We start from the raw sequence: 18,328 nt of genomic DNA, 5'->3' as shown, positions 1-18,328 counted from the left end.
AACATGAAGAAAGCCGCTCTCCTTTCCATCACTTTGTTGGGTTTAACAGCATGTAGCCAAGGAGTCGATACAATGACAGATCGAACCTCGTCACCCTGTGGTGATAAACCTAACTGTGTTTCAACTCAAGACACACGTGAGAAGTATCAAATTGCCCCATTCGAAATAACAGCCGACGCTAATATCGATGCCATCGAAGCGGTCGCTCTGCAACTTTCAGGAGCAAAAACCGCGGTGAAAGATGACGGCTATCTGAGAATTGAGTGCACCTCTAAAATCATGCGTTTTGTTGACGATCTTGAACTGCGCATAAAAGAAGGGCAATTGTTAGTCCGTTCTGAATCACGTGTCGGCTATTCCGATTTTGGAGTCAATCGTAAGAGAGCCGATCAGCTACGTGAGCTTCTTAAAGCTAATAACCTAATTAAATAGGTATAAAAAAACCGAAGCAATCGCTTCGGTTTTTTGTATCACGGTCAGGGATTACTCAGCTTCCTCACGGAACACAACCAAGCGTTTCGGAGCGACTTTGCCATCGGCGTTGACTTCTGCCACACCGATAAATAGACGCTCATCACCCGATGTCATACGCAGTGGTGTACCTTCTGGAGCACCAAGCACTTGCACTGGCATACCATGCTGAACCAAGTTAGTTAACTCAGCATTCAGATTGACTTCAGGTAAGTCTTCAACTGCGGTATCCATTGGCATAAGCAGTGGGTCAAGCAATTCACGTGGTGCTTTTTCTTCACGATGAGCTTGCTCAAGCAGTTCGTTTAATTGCTCTAACGTCACCATATTCTCATACGGATAGTTAGCAACTGCCGTGCGTCGCAACATAGTTACATGCGCGCCACACCCTAGCATTTCACCAAGATCATCAACTATCGTGCGGATGTAAGTACCTTTTGAACAGTGGACTTCCATCTCTACTTCATCACCTTCAAAACGATGAAGGACGATTTCATAAACAGTGATCTTACGTGATTCACGCGGAACCTCGATGCCTTGACGAGCGTATTCATACAAAGGCTTGCCTTGGTACTTCAATGCCGAAAACATCGATGGTACTTGATCAGATTCACCGCGAAACTTTTCAATGCACGCTTCTAACTTAGCAAGATCAACATCGATTGGACGAGTCTCTACTACTTCACCATCAGAATCAGAGGTATTCGTACGCTCACCAAGCTTTGCAATCACACGGTAGCGCTTGTCTGAATCCAACAAAAATTGAGAGAACTTCGTTGCTTCACCAAGACAGATTGGCAGCATGCCTGTCGCGAGAGGATCCAGAGCACCGGTGTGACCCGCTTTCTCTGCAAAGTAAATACGTTTTACTTTCTGCAGAGCATCATTTGATGAAATGCCTGTCGGCTTATCCAAAAGGATGACGCCGTTAATTGGACGACCTTTACGACGACGAGCCATTAGCTGTCTTCTCCAGCTTGTTCGTCTTCACGACCAGAGTCTTGTTGCTTGCGCTTATCTTCACTCACAACTTCAGATACAAGGTTAGACATACGCATACCTTCTACCAAAGTGTTGTCGTAGTAGAAACGTACTTCAGGTGTTAGACGAAGACGAATACGCTTACCTAGCATCATGCGGATGTGAACTTCGTGCTCACGCAGTGCTTCTAGACAAGATTCTGGAGTTTGCTCGCCCACACATAGAAAAGTAACGAATACTTTTGCGTAAGCAAGATCACGTGACACTTCTACATCAGAAATCGTCACCATGCCTAAACGTGAGTCGCGGACTTCACGTTGAAGGATCATTGCTAATTCTTTTTGCAACTGCTGCGATACACGCTGCGTGCGGCTAAATTCTTTTGACATATCTTTTCTCTTATTAGAAAGAATGGGGGGATGGTCAAAGCCAGCCCCCCATGGTGTATTCAACAACCAATTACTGCCTATCTAATAGATAACGCAGATAATTTTAGTCTATTAGTCAAGAGTACGTTTTACTTCAACGATTTCGAATACTTCGATTTGGTCGCCTACGCGAACATCGTTGTAGTTCTTAACGCCGATACCACATTCGTAGCCGTTCTTAACTTCTTGAACGTCATCTTTAAAGCGACGAAGTGACTCTAGTTCACCTTCGTAGATAACAACGTTATCACGTAGTACACGGATAGGGTTGTTACGCTTAATTAGACCTTCAGTAACCATACAACCAGCGATTGCGCCAAGCTTAGGTGACTTAAACACGTCACGAACTTCAGCAAGACCAATGATCTCTTGCTTAAATTCAGGAGCTAGCATACCGCCCATTGCTTGTTTAACTTCGTCAATCAATTGGTAAATGATTGAGTAGTAACGTAGGTCAACGTTAGCTGATTCGATTGCACGACGCGCTGAAGCATCTGCACGAACGTTGAAGCCAAGGATGATAGCGTTTGAAGCTTCAGCAAGAACTGCGTCAGTTTCAGTAATACCACCAACACCAGAACCTACGATGTTCACTTTCACTTCTTCAGTAGAAAGTTTCAGTAGAGAGTCTGCGATAGCTTCAACAGAACCTTGAACGTCAGCTTTCAGTACTACGTTAAGTTCAGCAACTTCACCCGCTGTCATGTTAGAGAACATGTTCTCTAGCTTAGATTTCTGCTGACGAGCAAGTTTCACATCACGGAACTTGCCTTGACGGTAGTTTGCAACTTCACGCGCTTTACGCTCGTCACGAACTACAGTCGCTTCGTCACCTGAAGATGGCACACCAGATAGACCGATGATTTCCACAGGGATAGAAGGACCTGCTGAAGTGATTTCTTTACCATTCTCGTCGCGCATTGCACGAACGCGGCCGTACTCTTGACCACAAAGTAAGATATCACCTTTGTTTAGTGTACCTGATTGAACAAGTACTGTTGCTACTGGACCACGACCCTTATCTAGGCGAGATTCAACAACAACACCAGAAGCCATGCCTTCTTTAACAGCTGTAAGTTCAAGAACTTCAGACTGAAGAAGAATCGTTTCTAGTAGACCATCGATGTTTGTACCCTGTTTTGCAGAGATGTGAACGAACATGTTCTCACCGCCCCACTCCTCAGGAATAACGTCGTACTGAGCTAGCTCGTTCTTAACGTTATCTGGGTTTGCATCTTCTTTATCGATCTTGTTCACAGCAACAATTAGAGGCACGCCTGCCGCTTTCGCGTGCTGGATTGCTTCGATTGTTTGTGGCATTACGCCATCGTCTGCCGCTACTACTAGAACTACGATATCTGTCGCTTGAGCACCACGTGCACGCATTGCAGTAAACGCTGCGTGTCCAGGAGTATCAAGGAAAGTGATCATACCGTTTTCAGTTTCAACGTGGTATGCACCGATGTGCTGTGTAATACCGCCCGCTTCACCTGAAGCAACGTGTGCTTTACGGATGTAGTCAAGAGTCGATGTCTTACCATGGTCAACGTGACCCATGATAGTTACAACTGGAGCACGGCCTTCAGCAATTGCGTCGCTGTCGCGATCTGCTAGTACTGCTTCTTCAAGCTCGTTCTCTTTACGTAGGATTACCTTGTGACCCATTTCTTCAGCAACAAGAGCCGCTGTTTCTTGGTCGATAACCTGGTTGATAGTCGCCATTGCGCCCATCTTCATCATCACTTTGATGACTTCAGTACCTTTCACTGACATTTTGCTTGCCAGTTCAGATACTACAATCGTTTCACCGATAGCTACGTCTTGCTTAGCAACTGTCGCTGTCTTATCGAAGCCGTGCTGCATTGAGCTTGGTTTCGCAAGTTTGCCACGGTTGTTGCGACCTTTGCCGCCACGTTGATTACGACCGCCACGACCTTGGTCATCGTTAGCAGAAGCTTTTTTCTTCTTCTTACGACGACCGCCTTCTTCTTTACGGTCAGCAGCGTCTTCAGCTTCACGAGCATAAGTAGAAGTAGTTACGTGGTAGTCAGAGTTTTCTAACTCTTTCTTCTTCTTCTCTTCTTCAGTCCAACGAGCTTCGTTTTCTTCAGCAAGTTTACGCGCTTCTTCAACAAGCTTAGCTGCTTCCTGTTCCGCTTTACGTTTCGCTTCTTCTTCCTGACGACGTTTTAGTTCGTCAGCTTCTTTCTTAGCTTGCGTATTAACATCCGCATTTTTTGCATTCATGTCTTTCTTAGCCTTATCAGCTTGTACGCGTTTTGCCTTTTCTTCAGCTTCACGTTTTGCATCCGCTTCTCGTTTCGCTTTCTCTTCGGCTTCGCGTTGTGCTTTCTCTGCAGCTTCACGTTTTGCTAGCTCTTCAGCCTCACGCTTCGCAAGCTCTTCAGCTTCACGCTTTGCTGCTTCCTCAGCCTCGCGTTTTGCGTCGTCTTCGATAATGCTGCGCTTAACATAAGTTCGCTTCTTGCGTACTTCTACTTGAACATCCTTACTCTTGCCGCCACCAGCATTGACGCTAAGTGTGCTGCGAGTTTTACGCTGTAGCGTTAAACGAGTAGGCTCAGTTTCACCTGAAGTGTCACCGTGCTCTTTCTTAAGGTGAGTCAGTAGCTTCTGCTTTTCATCGTCAGAAACCTGATCACTACTCGCTTTCTTCATACCAGCATCAGCAAGTTGTTCAATCAAGCGGTCCACTGGAGTTCCAATTTCTTCACTCAGTGCCTTAACAGTAATTTGTGTCATGCCGCTTCCTCCTTGCTGAAAATTATGCGTCTTCGCCGAACCAACAAATATTACGAGCTGCCATGATTAGCTCACCCGCACGTTCTTCGGTTAGACCTTCGATACCTTCGATATCATCAATACCCTGGTCAGCTAGATCTTCTAGTGTTGCAACACCTTTAGCTGCCAGTTTAAATGCCATCTCACGCTCTAGACCTTCAAGAGCAAGTAGATCTTCTGCAGGTTCAACACCTTCGAAAGACTCTTCTTGTGCAAGAGCTAGAGTGGTTAGTGCATTTTTAGCGCGATTACGTAGTTCTTCGACTAGATCTTCATCTAGGCCGTCTACTTCTAGTAATTCATTTACTGGAACGTAAGCTACTTCTTCTAGAGTAGAGAAACCTTCTTCAACAAGCAGTTGAGCGAAGTCTTCTTCAATATCTAGGTGTTTCATGAAGCTTTCGATAGCAGCTTGAGATTCTTCAGCGTGTTTCTTGTGAAGATCTTCAACTGTCATTACGTTCAGTTCCCAACCAGTTAGTTGAGATGCTAGGCGTACGTTCTGACCGTTACGGCCGATCGCTTGCGCTAGGTTGTCTGCTTCAACAGCGATGTCCATTGCGTGAGCATCTTCATCAACGATGATTGACGCTACGTCTGCTGGAGCCATTGCGTTGATAACGAATTGCGCTGGGTTATCGTCCCAAAGCACGATATCAATACGCTCGCCGCCGATTTCGCCCGATACAGCTTGTACACGTGCGCCACGCATACCAACACACGCACCCACTGGGTCAATACGTTTGTCGTTCGTTTTAACTGCAATCTTAGCGCGAGAGCCTGGATCACGTGCAGCACCTTTCAGTTCGATGATTTCTTCAGCGATCTCTGGCACTTCTACGCGGAATAGTTCAACTAGCATTTCAGGCTTAGAGCGAGTAATGAATAGCTGGAAGCCACGAGCTTCTGGTGCAACCTTGTAAAGAAGGCCACGAACACGGTCACCTGGACGGAAGTTTTCGCGAGGAAGTTGGTCATCACGTAGGATTACCGCTTCTGCGTTGTTACCTAGGTCTAGTACAACTGTGTCACGGTTAACTTTCTTAACCACACCTGTAACTAGCTCACCTTCGTTATCGATGAACTGTTCAACAATTTGTGCGCGTTCAGCTTCACGTACTTTTTGTACGATAACTTGCTTAGCAGTTTGAGTCGTAATACGGTCAAACGTTACTGACTCAATGTCATCTTCAACAAAGTCACCAACATTTAGTTCAGGATCTTCGTATTGAGCCGCTTCTAAAGAGATCTCTTTAGTTGGGCTTTCTACAACTTCAACCACTTCCCAACGACGGAAAGTTTCGAATTCACCTGTCTTACGGTCGATTTCAACACGAACGTCAATTTCCATTTCGTGTTTTTTCTTAGTTGATGTTGCTAGAGCAATTTCAAGGGCTTCAAAGATACGTTCACGAGGTACGGCTTTTTCGTTCGATACCGCTTCTACTACCGCTAAAATTTCTTTACTCATTTTAAATAGCCTCTAAGACTTTAATTAAAATTTAGGGATGAGGTTGGCTTTTGAGATGTTGCTAAGAGCAAACTCTTCATTGTTACCTTCAACAGTAACCGAGATTGTCTCGCCATCAACTGCTTGGATAACGCCTTTCCATTTACGGCGGTTACCTACAGCCATTTTCAAAACGATGCTTACCTCGTGACCAATAAATTGTTCATAGTGTGCTGCTTTGAAAAGTGGTCGTTCTAAACCAGGAGAAGACACTTCAAGGTTGTAAGCCACCGTGATTGGATCTTCAACGTCCATAACTGCGCTAACTTGACGGCTAACTTCAGCACAATCTTCGACGTTTATGCCGTTTTCACTATCAATAAAGATACGTAACGTTGAATGCTCGCCTGCGCGAATAAATTCTAATCCAACTAACTCATAACCTGATGCAGCTACAGGAGCTTCAAGCATTTCAGTAAGTTGTCTTTCTAAACCAGTCATTTAAACCACTCCAGAAACAAAAAAAGGGCTCAAAGCCCAATTTAAATTCCAAGCAACACTCCAAATTTTCCAGTTAGGAAAATTCAGATAACAAAAAACCCCGAAAAGTCGGGGTTTTTTGTTGCTGGACCCTGATACGTTAGATGAAATCTATGCCATCTAACTCGCAGTATTACTACCGCGCAAACTTGCCCAAACTCTGAAAGAATTTGGTTGCGGGGGCCGGATTTGAACCGACGACCTTCGGGTTATGAGCCCGACGAGCTACCAAGCTGCTCCACCCCGCGTCCGACTTGTCGAGCATTATACGCTCTCCAAGGTGTTTTACAAGTTTGTAAATCAATGGTGCCGAGAGAGGGACTCGAACCCTCACACCATAAGGCACCAGCACCTCATGCTGGCGTGTCTACCAATTTCACCATCTCGGCAGCTAAATCTATCTAAAAGCTAGAAAATAGCTTATTGAGGAATTTCATCACCCTGAGGTGCTGGAACTTCACTCACTGCGTCTTCAGCTTGCTGGATAACTTGACCTTGAGTTGGGTCAATCCATTGTGACTCAGTTTTATGTGTAGACATATTACCAAGCACTAAGCTAAGAACGAAAAATGCTGTTGCAAAAATTGCAGTCATTCGGGTTAAGAAATTACCTGAGCCGCTTGCGCCAAACACTGTGTTTGATGCGCCTGCACCGAATGAGGCTCCCATATCTGCGCCTTTACCTTGTTGAATCAACACTAGGCCGATTACACCAACCGCTGCCAACAGGTAAATCACAAGTAGAACTGTAAACATTTTTCCACCTATGTTCCAAATTGTTGAGCCAGCGCCGCTCAGAAAATTAATTTTCAGAACAAGGCTAGCGACCTCCTTACCGAAGGCCGAGCAATACTAGCGAAACGCTCTGACGCTGACAAGAGATAATTTGCAAAAAAACCATGCAAACGTGTCAACCGCTCAAAAAAAGGTCAAAAACCTTTTCAAAACCCGAGCATCAATAAAGGACACGGCACGTTTTTATCATAAATACCTAAGATATAAGGCTTCTACCTGATATTTAAGTATCAAAAACTCAGACTATAAATCTGAAAACTCAGGACAATACTCAATTAGTCCAGTACGTCCAGTAAACTCTTCAGGCTTTAGCTCTTTAACTTGGAACGCACCTGCTGGCACATCCCAAACACAACGCATTTGATGTGTTTCAGCTGGAACAAAACCAAAACGGCTATAATAAGCTGGGTCGCCCAATACAACACAAGCAGGATAACCAAGCTCATAAAGTGAAGAGAATGCTTCCTCAACTAATTGTTGAGCAATACCTTGCCCTCGATATTCTTCTTTTACAGCCAAAGGTGCTAGACCTTGCCAATTTAAGTCTTCACCGTCTAATGTTACCGGACTAAAGAAAAGGTGGCCGATCACTTCGCCTTCATCGGTACATGCCACTAACGAAAATGTACGATTGCCATTTTCTCTTAGTCTCATAACCAAGTTCGCTTCAGCTTCTGTTTCAAAAGCTGTTTTTAATAGTCGATCAACGGCAAGAATATCAACCGGTGCTTCAGTTCGAATAAGCATTAATTACCTCACTTTGTGTAGCTGGCGATTGTAAGCCTTTCTGCACAAAATCGGCTAGTTGATTTAACAAAGTTTGTAACGGCTTCGGCAATGATTGTAAATCAACGCTATCCATTAGGTTTTTCACTTCTAAGCCCAGCTCAGTGTCCCCTTCAATAGAAAGACGACGTTGGAAAAACAGCGTATCAGGATCTTCTTTACGACCAGAGATTAAAACCAAATCATTTAAGTTGCCACGAAACGCCACATCTTCTTGCATTGGCTTATCCGCAACTACTAGGCGCTCATCTTCGTAGCTGATGTACCAACTCAGCTGCATATCCTTTACTTCTACCTTTAACCACTTATCTTCAAGAAACTCAAAGTCTCCATCTTCTAGCGCCTCTTTAAATACGGTTTTAAGCCCTTCTAATAAGGCTTTTTTTTGTACAGATTGAGGTAATAAGTGGACTGGAGATCGCAAAATTGATGCGGCATTTTGAACTAGTTGGGTGCGAATCTTGTTAATCACGCGAGTTATCCGTTACTTTAGTTAGCTAGAATTGGATATCATAGTAGATGTTAATAACTCGATACCTGTCATTTATCAAAGAATCGCGATATCGTGTAACTCTTTAATATCAGGTCAATGCCAGTTATATTAGTCGAATAGAACTATCCAACAGCCCAATGGATTTCACTGCATTTAGGGAAAATCGGTAACACTTTGATGCTATCGCAACAACTTCAGCACTGGTTTACAAAACTAACGGATAAAAGTCCGTTTTTTTTCGCCATTTTAGATAACCAACATAACTATGCTTTGGTTAATGGGCGCTATTGTGATATCGCAGGTTTAACCGCATCTGAATTGGTGGGTATGAATGACAGCCAAATATTAGGCGAGCAGTTTTATAACCTCCTTAAACCCTATTACCGACGCGCTTTTGGTGGTGAATCTCTAGAGGCAGAAATTACGCTAGGGGCCAACGACCTCGAAACCAGTCTTCACTTCAGCCTATCGCCAATTAATGGTGACAACGGCATCGAACATGTCAGCTTCCACGCAATAGATACCTCAGAAAAACACATTCTAATCCGCTCTTTAGAAGAGTCTGAAGGACGATTTTCGACCTTAACATCGCTATTGCCTGATGGCTTACTCTTAGTCGAAGATGACTGCATTATCTCTGCTAATCCAGCTGCAATTCGCTTATTGGGCTTTGAATCGGCGCAAGATATCCTTGGAGATAGTCTTTCTCGGCTATTTGTCGATGAGAAAACCAAAACGGTTTTTTCTGAATCGCTGAGCTCGACGTTGGGTGAAGCGCCCTTGATGTGCTTAACTGGTCCTCGCTGCGGTTTCGAGCGAAGAGTCCAACTTAACGCAGATAGCACGATGGTGTTGGGTAGCAACTCGCAGCTAATCTTAATTCAAGATGCCGAAGCTGCGCCGAAACTCCTCTCAGCGACCAACCGTGAAGATGCTCATATCGACTCCCTTACAGGCCTATACAACCGTTTCGGTTTTACCAAGCGACTCGAGCAGCTTATCCATAATGAAACTCCGCTAATCATGCTTTATCTGGACATTGATAACTTTAAAAATATCAATGACTCATTAGGGCATCACATTGGCGACAAGGTGATTAAAGAGGTCTCATCTCGTCTTAAGCGTCTTCTACCACAGCAAGCGGTATTAGGGCATTTAGGAGGTGATGAGTTTGGTCTGATTCTGCCGGAGCCAGAGAATAACCGCATGGCAGAAATGCTTTCCGAGCGCATTATCTCTCTGATCAACCAACCCTTTGACCTTCATCACTTCAGTAAGCGCTTGGCCTGTTCAATTGGTAGCGTGGCCTATCCAGGTGATGGTAATGACGCACGAATTTTATTGCAAAATGCCGACACCGCGATGTATGAAGCGAAAGATCGTGGGCGTAACCGACTGATTAAGTTCAACGATCAAATGAACAAAGAAGCGCGAATGCGTCTTTGGCTTGAGATTGAACTGCAAAAAGCTCTACAACAAAATGGGCTAGAAGTTTGGTATCAACCTAAGGTTAATGCACGGGATTTTAGTATCAATGGCGCTGAAGCTCTGATCCGTTGGAAACACCCAGTAGAAGGCTACATTAGCCCAGCTGCTTTCATTCCTGTCGCGGAACGCGCGGGGTTGATTGAACATCTTGGTCGAGTAGTAATGCGTGAAGTATTCAGCACGGTCAAACGCTGGAAGCTGCAAGGTATTCTGCCAGGGCGGGTAGCGATCAACCTCTCACCAGAACAATTTGGTAACCCTAAGTTAATCGATTACATGGAAAAGCTCACACGCACCTCAGAGCTTGACCCTAGCTGTATTACTTTCGAGCTAACCGAAAGTGCTGTAATGAGTGACAGTGACCACACGTTGCAGATGCTCAATGCAATCAAGAAGCTCGGCTTTTCACTTTCAATCGATGATTTTGGCACTGGGTATTCTTCACTCTCTTATCTCGCTCGCTTCCCTATTGACGAGCTTAAGATAGACCGTGCGTTTATCACCGACATTGATACACTGCCAAAACAAGTTACCGTTATTGAGAACATCATTAATCTCGGCAAATCTCTTAACCTTACCGTGGTAGCCGAAGGTGTTGAAACTCAACAGCAAGCGACCTTGCTTTCTAACCTTAACTGTAACTCGATCCAAGGCTTCCATTTTCATCGCCCGCAACCAAAGCACGAAGTTGAAGAACTGTTTGCACAAAACCGTCGCCACAAAAACTAACCACAAGTGAGTATTTGACCAAGAAACTCACTCAAACCTGCCTTACATCAAATTTGCCATTCATAATTCTTCATAAAATGCTCAGCAAATTTTGAAGAGACAGTCTTGGTAAGAGCAATGGAACTCCTATGCCCAGCAGGTAACTTACCTGCCCTAAAAACTGCAATAGATTGTGGTGCAGACGCGGTGTACATCGGTTTTAAAGATGACACCAATGCACGCCACTTTGCAGGCTTGAACTTTACCGGCAAAAAATTAGAAAAAGCCGTTCAATATGTTCATGACCACAACAAGAAGATTCACGTTGCTCTAAATACGTTTGCCCACCCTGATGGGTTTGAACGTTGGACTGACGCAGTCGATCGCGCAGCCGACAATGGTGTCGATGCACTGATCGTAGCCGACATTGCCGTGCTCGATTATGCCGCTCGTAAGCACCCGGATTTAGAGCTTCACCTTTCAGTTCAAGCCTCAGCAACCAATGTGGCAGCAGTCGATTTCTACAAGAACAACTTCAACGTCAAACGTGTTGTTTTACCGCGTGTTTTATCCATTCATCAGGTTAAACAGTTATCACGCAATATCACCAGTGATGTAGAACTTGAAGTGTTCGCTTTTGGAAGCTTGTGCATCATGTCTGAAGGTCGCTGTTACTTATCTTCGTACATGACAGGTGAGTCACCAAATACAGTTGGCGCTTGCTCACCAGCCAAATACGTTCGCTGGCAAGAAACTGAACAAGGCTTAGAGTCTCGCCTAAATGATATTTTGATTGATCGTTATAGCGAAGGCGAAAATGCAGGCTACCCGACATTGTGTAAAGGGCGTTTTACTGCAGATTTAGAAGGCCAAACAAAGGCTTACCATGCTTTAGAAGAGCCAACGAGCCTAAATACTCTCTCTATGTTGCCTGAATTATTTGCCGCTAACGTCGCGTCAGTGAAAATTGAAGGCCGTCAACGCAGCCCTGCTTACGTTGAGCAAGTCACTCTCACATGGCGCGCTGCTATTGATCGCTACTTGGCCAACCCTGAAGCTTACCAAGTAGAAGCGGCTTGGGATGCCACATTAGCGAACGTATCGGAAGGCACTCAAACGACCCTAGGTGCTTACCACCGTAAATGGCAGTAGATCAGATAGCAGTCGAGGATCCAATGGAAAACAACATGAAATACGCACTAGGCCCACTGCTCTACTTTTGGCCGAAACAGAATGTCGAAGATTTCTACCACCAAGCTCAATCAAGCAGTGCTGATATCATCTACCTCGGTGAAAGTGTCTGCTCCAAGCGCCGTGAGATGAAGCCAAAACATTGGCTTGATATCGCTAAAGAGCTAAGTACATCGGGGAAACAAGTGGTTCTCTCCACCATGGCACTGCTTGAAGCACCAAGTGAAGTGAACATCATGAAAAAGTACATCGACAATGGTGACTTTGCGATTGAAGCTAACGACGTATCAGCCATTCAACTCGCGTCTGAAAGCAAGGTACCTTTTGTCGTTGGCCCTGCGGTGAATACCTATAATGCTCATACGCTGAACTTGTTTCTTAAGCAAGGCATGACACGTTGGTGTATGCCAGTTGAACTGTCTCGAGAATGGTTAAGCAAGGTATTAACCCAGTGTGATGAGCTTGGTATTAAGAACAAGTTTGAAGTCGAAGTGTTCAGCCACGGTTATCTACCACTGGCCTATTCAGCTCGCTGTTTTACTGCTCGCGCTGAAAATAAAGCCAAAGATGATTGTGAGACTTGCTGCATTAAGTATCCAACAGGGATTCAAGTCAGTAGCCAAGAAGGGCAAGAGGTTTTCAATCTAAACGGTATCCAAACTCAATCTGGCTATTGCTACAACCTAATTAACGATTTGCCAAACATGAAAGGTTTAGTAGATGTAGTTCGATTAAGTCCTCTTGGCCTTGATACTTTCTCAGAGCTAGACAATTTCCGCGCCAACGAATCGGGACAGAAGCCAATGCTAATTGCGCAAAGGCAATGTAATGGCTATTGGCACCAATTAGCTGGCCTAGAAGTGAAAAACATCTAGCAGATATTCAAAGACAATAAAGGGCTCAAATGAGCCCTTTATTTTTACGCGATAACTTGTTCCACAGGTTTGTTTTCAAAGCGTCGTATATCTTTCCATAGCATATAGATAACCACTGCACTAAGAGCAATATTTGATAGCGGGTATGCTATCCAAATACCTGGCACACCAAATAGCTTAGGCATAATATACAAGAATGGTAGCTGAATAAGCATGTTGCCGACCGTCACGAACATCGCCTTGCTTCCCTTGTTTATCGCCTGATAATAGGCACCAGCTACCACTAAGAAGCCATCGAGCGCCAAAGCAAACATGTGTAAACGAATGCCTAATACGGTGTATTCAACCAACAGAGCATTACCTTTGTTAAATACTGAGATAAATTGCGTTGGGAACAGGTTAAGTAATACCACAAACACCAAACCAACAGATACAGCACTGTACATGGCCACTTTCAATAACTTACGGATGTTGTCTTGGTTCCGAGCTCCATGGTTGTAGCTCACCAATGGCTGCATACCATTGGCAATCCCCTCTGCCGTTAGGTAGTAAACCGTTACGATATAACCCAAAATCGCGTAAGCACCAATCATCAACTGGTCACCGTACTGAGAGAACAAAGCATTGTGTAGTGCAACCATCATCGAACCATACGCGTACATAAAGAAGCTTGATGTACCAATAGCAAAAATCTGTGGAATCGCGGCAAGTTTCAGTCTCAGTTCGCTCCAGCTTAGACGCAATTTTGCTTTTGCTGAAAAGAAGTAGAATAAGCCTAATCCAGTCACCACCATTTGAGCAATGGCTGTCGCTAACGCCGCTCCCGTTAGCTCCCAATCAAGCCAAGCGATAAACAGATAATCGAGCACGATATTAATCAGTGCACCTACCACCATCAAAATAGTAGCAAAGTTTGGGCTATCATCATTGCGAAGCAAAAATGGCATGGCAATAGAGCCTAATGTGAACGCACACGCACCAATCAAGATATGAAGATATTGAATTCCGAGATCAAATACACGCCCTTCAGCCCCTTGCCAATACAGGAAGTTTTCTGCAAAGAAGAATAAGATCCCAGAGACAATTGGCGTCAATGCAAACAACAAGACTAAGCCTGTCGCTAATACTTGCTTCGCGCCTTGTGTATCTTGCTCCCCTTGTCGAATCGAAACTAAGGCCCCGGTACCCACACCCACCAGCATACCGATACCAAGAATAGAGCCAATCACAGGCCAAGCGACGTTGATCCCCGCTAGACCATCTGCGCCGACGTAACGACCAATAAAGATCCCGTCAACAACTTGATACAGGCCATTGACCAACATTGCCGCTACCGTTGGAATGGTATAACGCCAAAATTGTTTGTAGATGGAAGTTTGCATTCTCTCACCATAAGTTAGCTAGGCTAACTAAATAGATAAATTAGTTTTGTAGTGCTTTTTCTAATAGATGTACCAGTTGATTCGCTTCAGCGTTGGTCAACTTTTGGTTCATCGATTTTGCCATGCTCTGATACACTACCTGTTCAAATGATAAATCTTGGATAACTTGTTCCGTCAATATCACTCGTTTGGAACGTCCATCTTCATTGCACGCTATACGCGCGACTAATCCTTTGCCTTCTAACCGTGCAACCATATTGGATGCAGAGGGCTTAGTTACCTTCATCTCTTGGGCGAGATCCGTAATACGTATCCCTTCTTGGTGCTCTTCTATCACTCGCAAATAATCATATTCATTAAAGCTAAGACCAGAGAGTGAATCTTCTTTCGCATGGACACGCCACGCTTTAGCACAGAATCGTTCTAGCTCAGTTAAGCTGTTTTCAAGAGTCATAACACACCACTTAGTTAGCAAGGCTAACTATTTTAGTTCGAGTATTTTATTTAGCAACAAAAAAAGCCACTGCTTGCAGTGGCTTTTTCTATTTCAACTAGTTAGTTCGATGCTTGTTGCTGCTCTAGCTTCGCTTTCGCGAGCTGCTGTTGCTTCACATCATTGTAGATTCGCGTAAGCTCGATAAATGAGTAACGGTGCTCAACGTATTCATACACATTGAATGAAATCGCCAGTTTATATAGTGAAATCGCATTCGCGTAATCACCTTCACTCTGGTAACGCTTACCTAAATAGAAATAAGCTTCCGTCAAACGCTGCGCAAGTAAAGTATTGTCTCGCGTTCCGGCTAGGATGGCTTTGAACGCTTGCTCTTCTGAAACATCACCAAGTGTAATAGCAACCAAAACCCAACCCCATTGCTCATCACGTTGCTGGTAACGTAGCACCAAGTCTTGACGCGCTAATGCAGGATCAAGTTCCGCTTGAATCAAATAGAGCCAAAGCGCACGAAATGGGTCACTAGGCTCTTGATTATAGTGCCTTTCCATATCTTCAAGCGCTAACTCTATTCGGTCACCGTAATACAAGGCAATAGCACGATTACGTTCGGCGTAAGAGTTTTCCGGATCCAACTCTAACGTTGAGTCAAAAGCATCATAAGCAGCGTCAAACTCACCCACTTGAGTAAAGTAAACCCCAAGCAAATTAAACAGATCAGGTTGAGCTGGGTTTAGTGACAAGGATTGATTGTAGTCTAGTCGAGCTAAATCTCGCAGACCCACGCTGTCATAGTAATTACCACGCTCATACAACATTTTTGCCCGAACCTCTTTGGTTAAATCGGGGCGTTGCAGCAACTGGCTTAAACGCGCAATCTGTACTTCCTGCTGTACGCTGGCTTGCAACGGCACAGCCATTGGCGGGTATAACCATTCAGCATTGTTACTTGAATTAGAGGCACAACCAGCCGTGACTAATAAGGCAAGACTAAGTGTCGCGGTTTGAAACCATTTCACAAATAAGTACTCCTGTAGCTAAGCATTGTGCTTAGTATAATCCGCAATAAAAAAGGGAGCGTAATGCTCCCTTTATAACATGCTTTTAGCTAAATAAGCTAATTAACAGAATACCCTTATCTAAAAGGTATTATGCGTCTGCAGCAGGCTTGTCTTCTTCTGTCTTCTCAACAGCTTCTTTCATGCTTAGACGAACGCGACCTTGACGGTCGATCTCAAGAACTTTAACTTGAACTTCTTGACCTTCAGCTAGGTAGTCAGACACTTTCTCAACACGCTTGTCAGCAATTTGAGAGATGTGAACTAGACCATCTTTACCAGGAAGAATCGTTACGAATGCACCAAAGTCAGCTAGACGAGCAACTTTACCTGTGTAGATACGGCCCACTTCAACTTCTGCAGTGATCTCTTCGATACGACGGATTGCTTCTTTCGCAGCTGTACCTTCAGTTGCAGCAATCTTGATTGTACCGTCGTCTTCGATTTCGATAGTTGTACCTGTCTCTTCAGTTAGAGCACGGATAACTGCACCACCTTTACCGATAACGTCTTTGATCTTCTCAGCGCTGATCTTCATTGTGTGAATGCGCGGAGCGAACTCAGAGATATCTTCACGAGCACCAGAAATCGCTTCATCCATTACAGAAAGGATGTGCTTACGTGCACCTTGCGCTTGGTTAAGAGCAATTTGCATGATCTCTTTAGTGATACCTTCGATCTTGATGTCCATTTGAAGTGCAGTAATACCTTCGTTAGTACCTGCTACTTTAAAGTCCATGTCACCTAGGTGGTCTTCATCACCAAGGATGTCAGAAAGAACAACAAAGTCGTCGCCTTCTTTAACTAGACCCATTGCGATACCCGCAACAGAAGCTTTAATTGGAACACCAGCATCCATAAGTGCTAGAGAAGTACCACATACAGAAGCCATTGAAGAAGAACCGTTAGATTCTGTGATTTCTGATACTACACGTACTGTGTATGGGAACTCGTCTACTGATGGCATTACTGCAGCAATACCACGCTTAGCCAGTTTACCGTGGCCGATTTCACGACGCTTAGGAGAACCTACAAAACCCGTTTCACCAACACAGTATGGAGGGAAGTTGTAGTGTAGTAGGAAGTGGTCTTTACGCTCACCAGTTAGCTCGTCGATGATTTGAGCATCGCGCTGCGTACCTAGAGTCGCAGTTACGATTGCCTGAGTTTCACCACGAGTGAATAGTGAAGAACCGTGAGTACGTGGAAGAACGCCAGTACGTACGTCAAGCGCACGAACCATGTCTTTTTCACGACCGTCGATACGTGGGTTACCCGCGATGATGCTACGACGTACAACTGTCTTCTCTAGATCGTGGAAGATAGTGTGAATTTCTTTCGTGTTTGCTTCTGGGTCTTCAGCAAGAAGAACTTCGTTTACTTCAGCAGCAATCGCGTGAATACGGTCGTAACGAGCCATCTTCTCAGTGATTTGGTAAGCTTCAACAAGCTTAGTTTCTGCTAGTTCAGCAATCTTAGTTACAAGCGCTGTGTTCTCAGCAGGAGCAACCCAATCCCAAGCTGGAGTTGCTACTTCAGCTGCGAATTCGTTGATTGCGTTGATAACAACTTGCTGTTGGTCGTGACCAAATACAACTGCAGAAAGCATCTCTTCTTCTGTTAGGTTGTCAGCTTCTGACTCAACCATAAGAACAGCGCCTTCAGTACCTGCAACAACTAGGTCAAGCTTAGACGTTTCTAGCTCAGTGTTGCTTGGGTTCAGTACTAATTGACCATCAATGTGACCAACACGTGCTGCACCGATAGGACCGTTGAACGGGATACCAGAGATAGCAAGAGCAGCAGAAGTACCGATCATTGTTACCATGTCTGGTTGAACGTCAGGGTTTACAGACATTACTGTCGCAATAACCTGAACTTCGTTTTTGAATGCATCTGGGAATAGTGGGCGAATTGGACGGTCGATTAGACGAGCAGTCAGCGTTTCACCTTCAGATGGACGACCTTCACGCTTGAAGAAGCCACCAGGGATTTTACCTGCAGCGTAAGTACGCTCTTGGTAGTTCACTGTTAGTGGGAAGAAGTCTTGACCTTCTACTGCTTCTTTTTTACCTACTACAGATACGAATACTGCTGTATCGTCCATAGTAACCATAACTGCAGCCGTAGCTTGACGTGCGATAACGCCAGTTTCTAGAGTAACTGTGTGGTTACCGTACTGGAACGTTTTAACAACTGGTTTTTCGAACATTGTTATTCCTTGTGTCTGGGCTTCCTTACAAATAAAGAAACTCAGCGAATATTGATTGATACTCAAGGCATTACGAATCGCGACTAGTGAAAATGAACTGCTTAATACTCTCTATAAGTGAATTCACTTTTAATAGTCGCGACCTTTTGGTCGACGTTGTGACTGTAATGCAATGAGCTTTTTTGGATACAAAACTCCGATAGCGGAATTTTAC

The 18,328-nt window shown here is 44.5% G+C and carries 16 protein-coding genes and 2 tRNA genes; 4 read left to right on the top strand and 14 right to left on the bottom strand.

What is annotated here, in order from left to right:
* The first annotated feature begins 3 nt into the window (after nucleotides 1-3).
* Entirely contained in the window at nucleotides 4-432 is a 429-nt protein-coding gene (locus tag GVO60_RS13810; RefSeq protein ID WP_159655000.1) for a DUF1499 domain-containing protein, read from the top strand.
* A gap of 51 nt (nucleotides 433-483) precedes the next feature.
* Here GVO60_RS13810 and truB read toward each other — a convergent pair whose 3' ends face one another.
* The 10 genes from truB to ubiT all read right to left on the bottom strand — a co-directional run bounded on the left by truB (nucleotide 484) and on the right by ubiT (nucleotide 8,725).
* On the bottom strand, nucleotides 484-1,431 hold the full coding sequence (gene truB / locus GVO60_RS13805; RefSeq protein WP_159654998.1) for a tRNA pseudouridine(55) synthase TruB: 948 nt from the start codon (nucleotides 1,429-1,431) through the stop codon (nucleotides 484-486).
* A complete protein-coding gene (rbfA, locus tag GVO60_RS13800) occupies nucleotides 1,431-1,841 on the bottom strand; it encodes a 30S ribosome-binding factor RbfA (protein ID WP_159654996.1) in 411 nt (136 codons plus the stop codon). The genes truB and rbfA overlap by 1 nt, the downstream gene beginning before the upstream one ends.
* A gap of 111 nt (nucleotides 1,842-1,952) precedes the next feature.
* Complete coding sequence (gene infB, locus GVO60_RS13795) at nucleotides 1,953-4,643, bottom strand: translation initiation factor IF-2 (RefSeq protein WP_159654994.1); 2,691 nt, start codon at nucleotides 4,641-4,643, stop codon at nucleotides 1,953-1,955.
* Between the two features lie 22 nt (nucleotides 4,644-4,665).
* A complete protein-coding gene (gene nusA / locus GVO60_RS13790; protein WP_159654992.1) occupies nucleotides 4,666-6,153 on the bottom strand; it encodes a transcription termination factor NusA in 1,488 nt (495 codons plus the stop codon).
* Nucleotides 6,154-6,177: 24 nt separating this feature from the next.
* A complete protein-coding gene (rimP, locus tag GVO60_RS13785; RefSeq protein WP_159654990.1) occupies nucleotides 6,178-6,633 on the bottom strand; it encodes a ribosome maturation factor RimP in 456 nt (151 codons plus the stop codon).
* A 210-nt stretch (nucleotides 6,634-6,843) separates the two neighbouring features.
* Nucleotides 6,844-6,920, bottom strand: a tRNA-Met gene (locus GVO60_RS13780).
* Nucleotides 6,921-6,976: 56 nt separating this feature from the next.
* Nucleotides 6,977-7,061, bottom strand: a tRNA-Leu gene (locus tag GVO60_RS13775).
* Nucleotides 7,062-7,092: 31 nt separating this feature from the next.
* Nucleotides 7,093-7,428: a preprotein translocase subunit SecG gene (gene secG, locus GVO60_RS13770; protein WP_159654988.1), complete on the bottom strand. Its 336-nt coding sequence runs from the start codon at nucleotides 7,426-7,428 to the stop codon at nucleotides 7,093-7,095.
* A gap of 282 nt (nucleotides 7,429-7,710) precedes the next feature.
* Nucleotides 7,711-8,214, bottom strand: a complete 504-nt coding sequence (locus GVO60_RS13765) for a GNAT family N-acetyltransferase (RefSeq protein ID WP_159654986.1) — start codon at nucleotides 8,212-8,214, stop codon at nucleotides 7,711-7,713.
* Nucleotides 8,198-8,725, bottom strand: coding sequence for a ubiquinone anaerobic biosynthesis accessory factor UbiT (ubiT, locus tag GVO60_RS13760; protein WP_159654984.1), 528 nt, complete (start codon nucleotides 8,723-8,725; stop codon nucleotides 8,198-8,200). The genes GVO60_RS13765 and ubiT overlap by 17 nt, the downstream gene beginning before the upstream one ends.
* A gap of 198 nt (nucleotides 8,726-8,923) precedes the next feature.
* Between ubiT and GVO60_RS13755 the strand changes: the two genes are divergently transcribed.
* From GVO60_RS13755 to GVO60_RS13745, 3 genes are all read left to right on the top strand, one after another.
* Nucleotides 8,924-10,963, top strand: coding sequence for a sensor domain-containing protein (locus GVO60_RS13755; protein WP_159654982.1), 2,040 nt, complete (start codon nucleotides 8,924-8,926; stop codon nucleotides 10,961-10,963).
* Between the two features lie 117 nt (nucleotides 10,964-11,080).
* Nucleotides 11,081-12,094: a ubiquinone anaerobic biosynthesis protein UbiU gene (gene ubiU, locus GVO60_RS13750; RefSeq protein WP_159654980.1), complete on the top strand. Its 1,014-nt coding sequence runs from the start codon at nucleotides 11,081-11,083 to the stop codon at nucleotides 12,092-12,094.
* A gap of 35 nt (nucleotides 12,095-12,129) precedes the next feature.
* The gene (locus GVO60_RS13745; protein WP_162596547.1) at nucleotides 12,130-13,008 is read left to right on the top strand and encodes a U32 family peptidase; all 879 of its coding nucleotides are present in this window, start codon (nucleotides 12,130-12,132) and stop codon (nucleotides 13,006-13,008) included.
* A 44-nt stretch (nucleotides 13,009-13,052) separates the two neighbouring features.
* On the opposite strand, the gene GVO60_RS13740 is transcribed toward GVO60_RS13745, so the two are convergent.
* The 4 genes from GVO60_RS13740 to pnp all read right to left on the bottom strand — a co-directional run bounded on the left by GVO60_RS13740 (nucleotide 13,053) and on the right by pnp (nucleotide 18,114).
* Complete coding sequence (locus GVO60_RS13740) at nucleotides 13,053-14,390, bottom strand: MATE family efflux transporter (protein ID WP_159654976.1); 1,338 nt, start codon at nucleotides 14,388-14,390, stop codon at nucleotides 13,053-13,055.
* A 40-nt stretch (nucleotides 14,391-14,430) separates the two neighbouring features.
* Nucleotides 14,431-14,844, bottom strand: coding sequence for a MarR family winged helix-turn-helix transcriptional regulator (locus GVO60_RS13735; protein WP_159654974.1), 414 nt, complete (start codon nucleotides 14,842-14,844; stop codon nucleotides 14,431-14,433).
* Nucleotides 14,845-14,945: 101 nt separating this feature from the next.
* A complete protein-coding gene (nlpI, locus tag GVO60_RS13730) occupies nucleotides 14,946-15,863 on the bottom strand; it encodes a lipoprotein NlpI (RefSeq protein WP_159654972.1) in 918 nt (305 codons plus the stop codon).
* A gap of 130 nt (nucleotides 15,864-15,993) precedes the next feature.
* Nucleotides 15,994-18,114, bottom strand: coding sequence for a polyribonucleotide nucleotidyltransferase (gene pnp / locus GVO60_RS13725; protein ID WP_159654970.1), 2,121 nt, complete (start codon nucleotides 18,112-18,114; stop codon nucleotides 15,994-15,996).
* Nucleotides 18,115-18,328: the final 214 nt, after the last annotated feature.

The organism is Vibrio atypicus (genome assembly GCF_009811315.1).
Classification (GTDB): Bacteria; Pseudomonadota; Gammaproteobacteria; order Enterobacterales; family Vibrionaceae; genus Vibrio; species Vibrio atypicus.
This window is presented reverse-complemented; position numbering and strand designations above follow the sequence as displayed.

Excerpts from the sequence above, each read along its gene's own strand:
- GVO60_RS13810 (WP_159655000.1), top strand. The coding sequence starts at position 4 with ATGAAGAAAGCCGCTCTCCTTTCCATCACTTTGTTGGGTTTAACAGCA.
- truB (WP_159654998.1), bottom strand. The coding sequence starts at position 1,431 with ATGGCTCGTCGTCGTAAAGGTCGTCCAATTAACGGCGTCATCCTTTTG.
- GVO60_RS13765 (WP_159654986.1), bottom strand. The coding sequence starts at position 8,214 with ATGCTTATTCGAACTGAAGCACCGGTTGATATTCTTGCCGTTGATCGA.
- nusA (WP_159654992.1), bottom strand. The coding sequence starts at position 6,153 with ATGAGTAAAGAAATTTTAGCGGTAGTAGAAGCGGTATCGAACGAAAAA.
- rimP (WP_159654990.1), bottom strand. The coding sequence starts at position 6,633 with ATGACTGGTTTAGAAAGACAACTTACTGAAATGCTTGAAGCTCCTGTA.
- GVO60_RS13735 (WP_159654974.1), bottom strand. The coding sequence starts at position 14,844 with ATGACTCTTGAAAACAGCTTAACTGAGCTAGAACGATTCTGTGCTAAA.
- ubiU (WP_159654980.1), top strand. The coding sequence starts at position 11,081 with ATGGAACTCCTATGCCCAGCAGGTAACTTACCTGCCCTAAAAACTGCA.
- infB (WP_159654994.1), bottom strand. The coding sequence starts at position 4,643 with ATGACACAAATTACTGTTAAGGCACTGAGTGAAGAAATTGGAACTCCA.
- GVO60_RS13755 (WP_159654982.1), top strand. The coding sequence starts at position 8,924 with ATGCTATCGCAACAACTTCAGCACTGGTTTACAAAACTAACGGATAAA.
- GVO60_RS13745 (WP_162596547.1), top strand. The coding sequence starts at position 12,130 with ATGAAATACGCACTAGGCCCACTGCTCTACTTTTGGCCGAAACAGAAT.
- pnp (WP_159654970.1), bottom strand. The coding sequence starts at position 18,114 with ATGTTCGAAAAACCAGTTGTTAAAACGTTCCAGTACGGTAACCACACA.
- secG (WP_159654988.1), bottom strand. The coding sequence starts at position 7,428 with ATGTTTACAGTTCTACTTGTGATTTACCTGTTGGCAGCGGTTGGTGTA.
- rbfA (WP_159654996.1), bottom strand. The coding sequence starts at position 1,841 with ATGTCAAAAGAATTTAGCCGCACGCAGCGTGTATCGCAGCAGTTGCAA.
- GVO60_RS13740 (WP_159654976.1), bottom strand. The coding sequence starts at position 14,390 with ATGCAAACTTCCATCTACAAACAATTTTGGCGTTATACCATTCCAACG.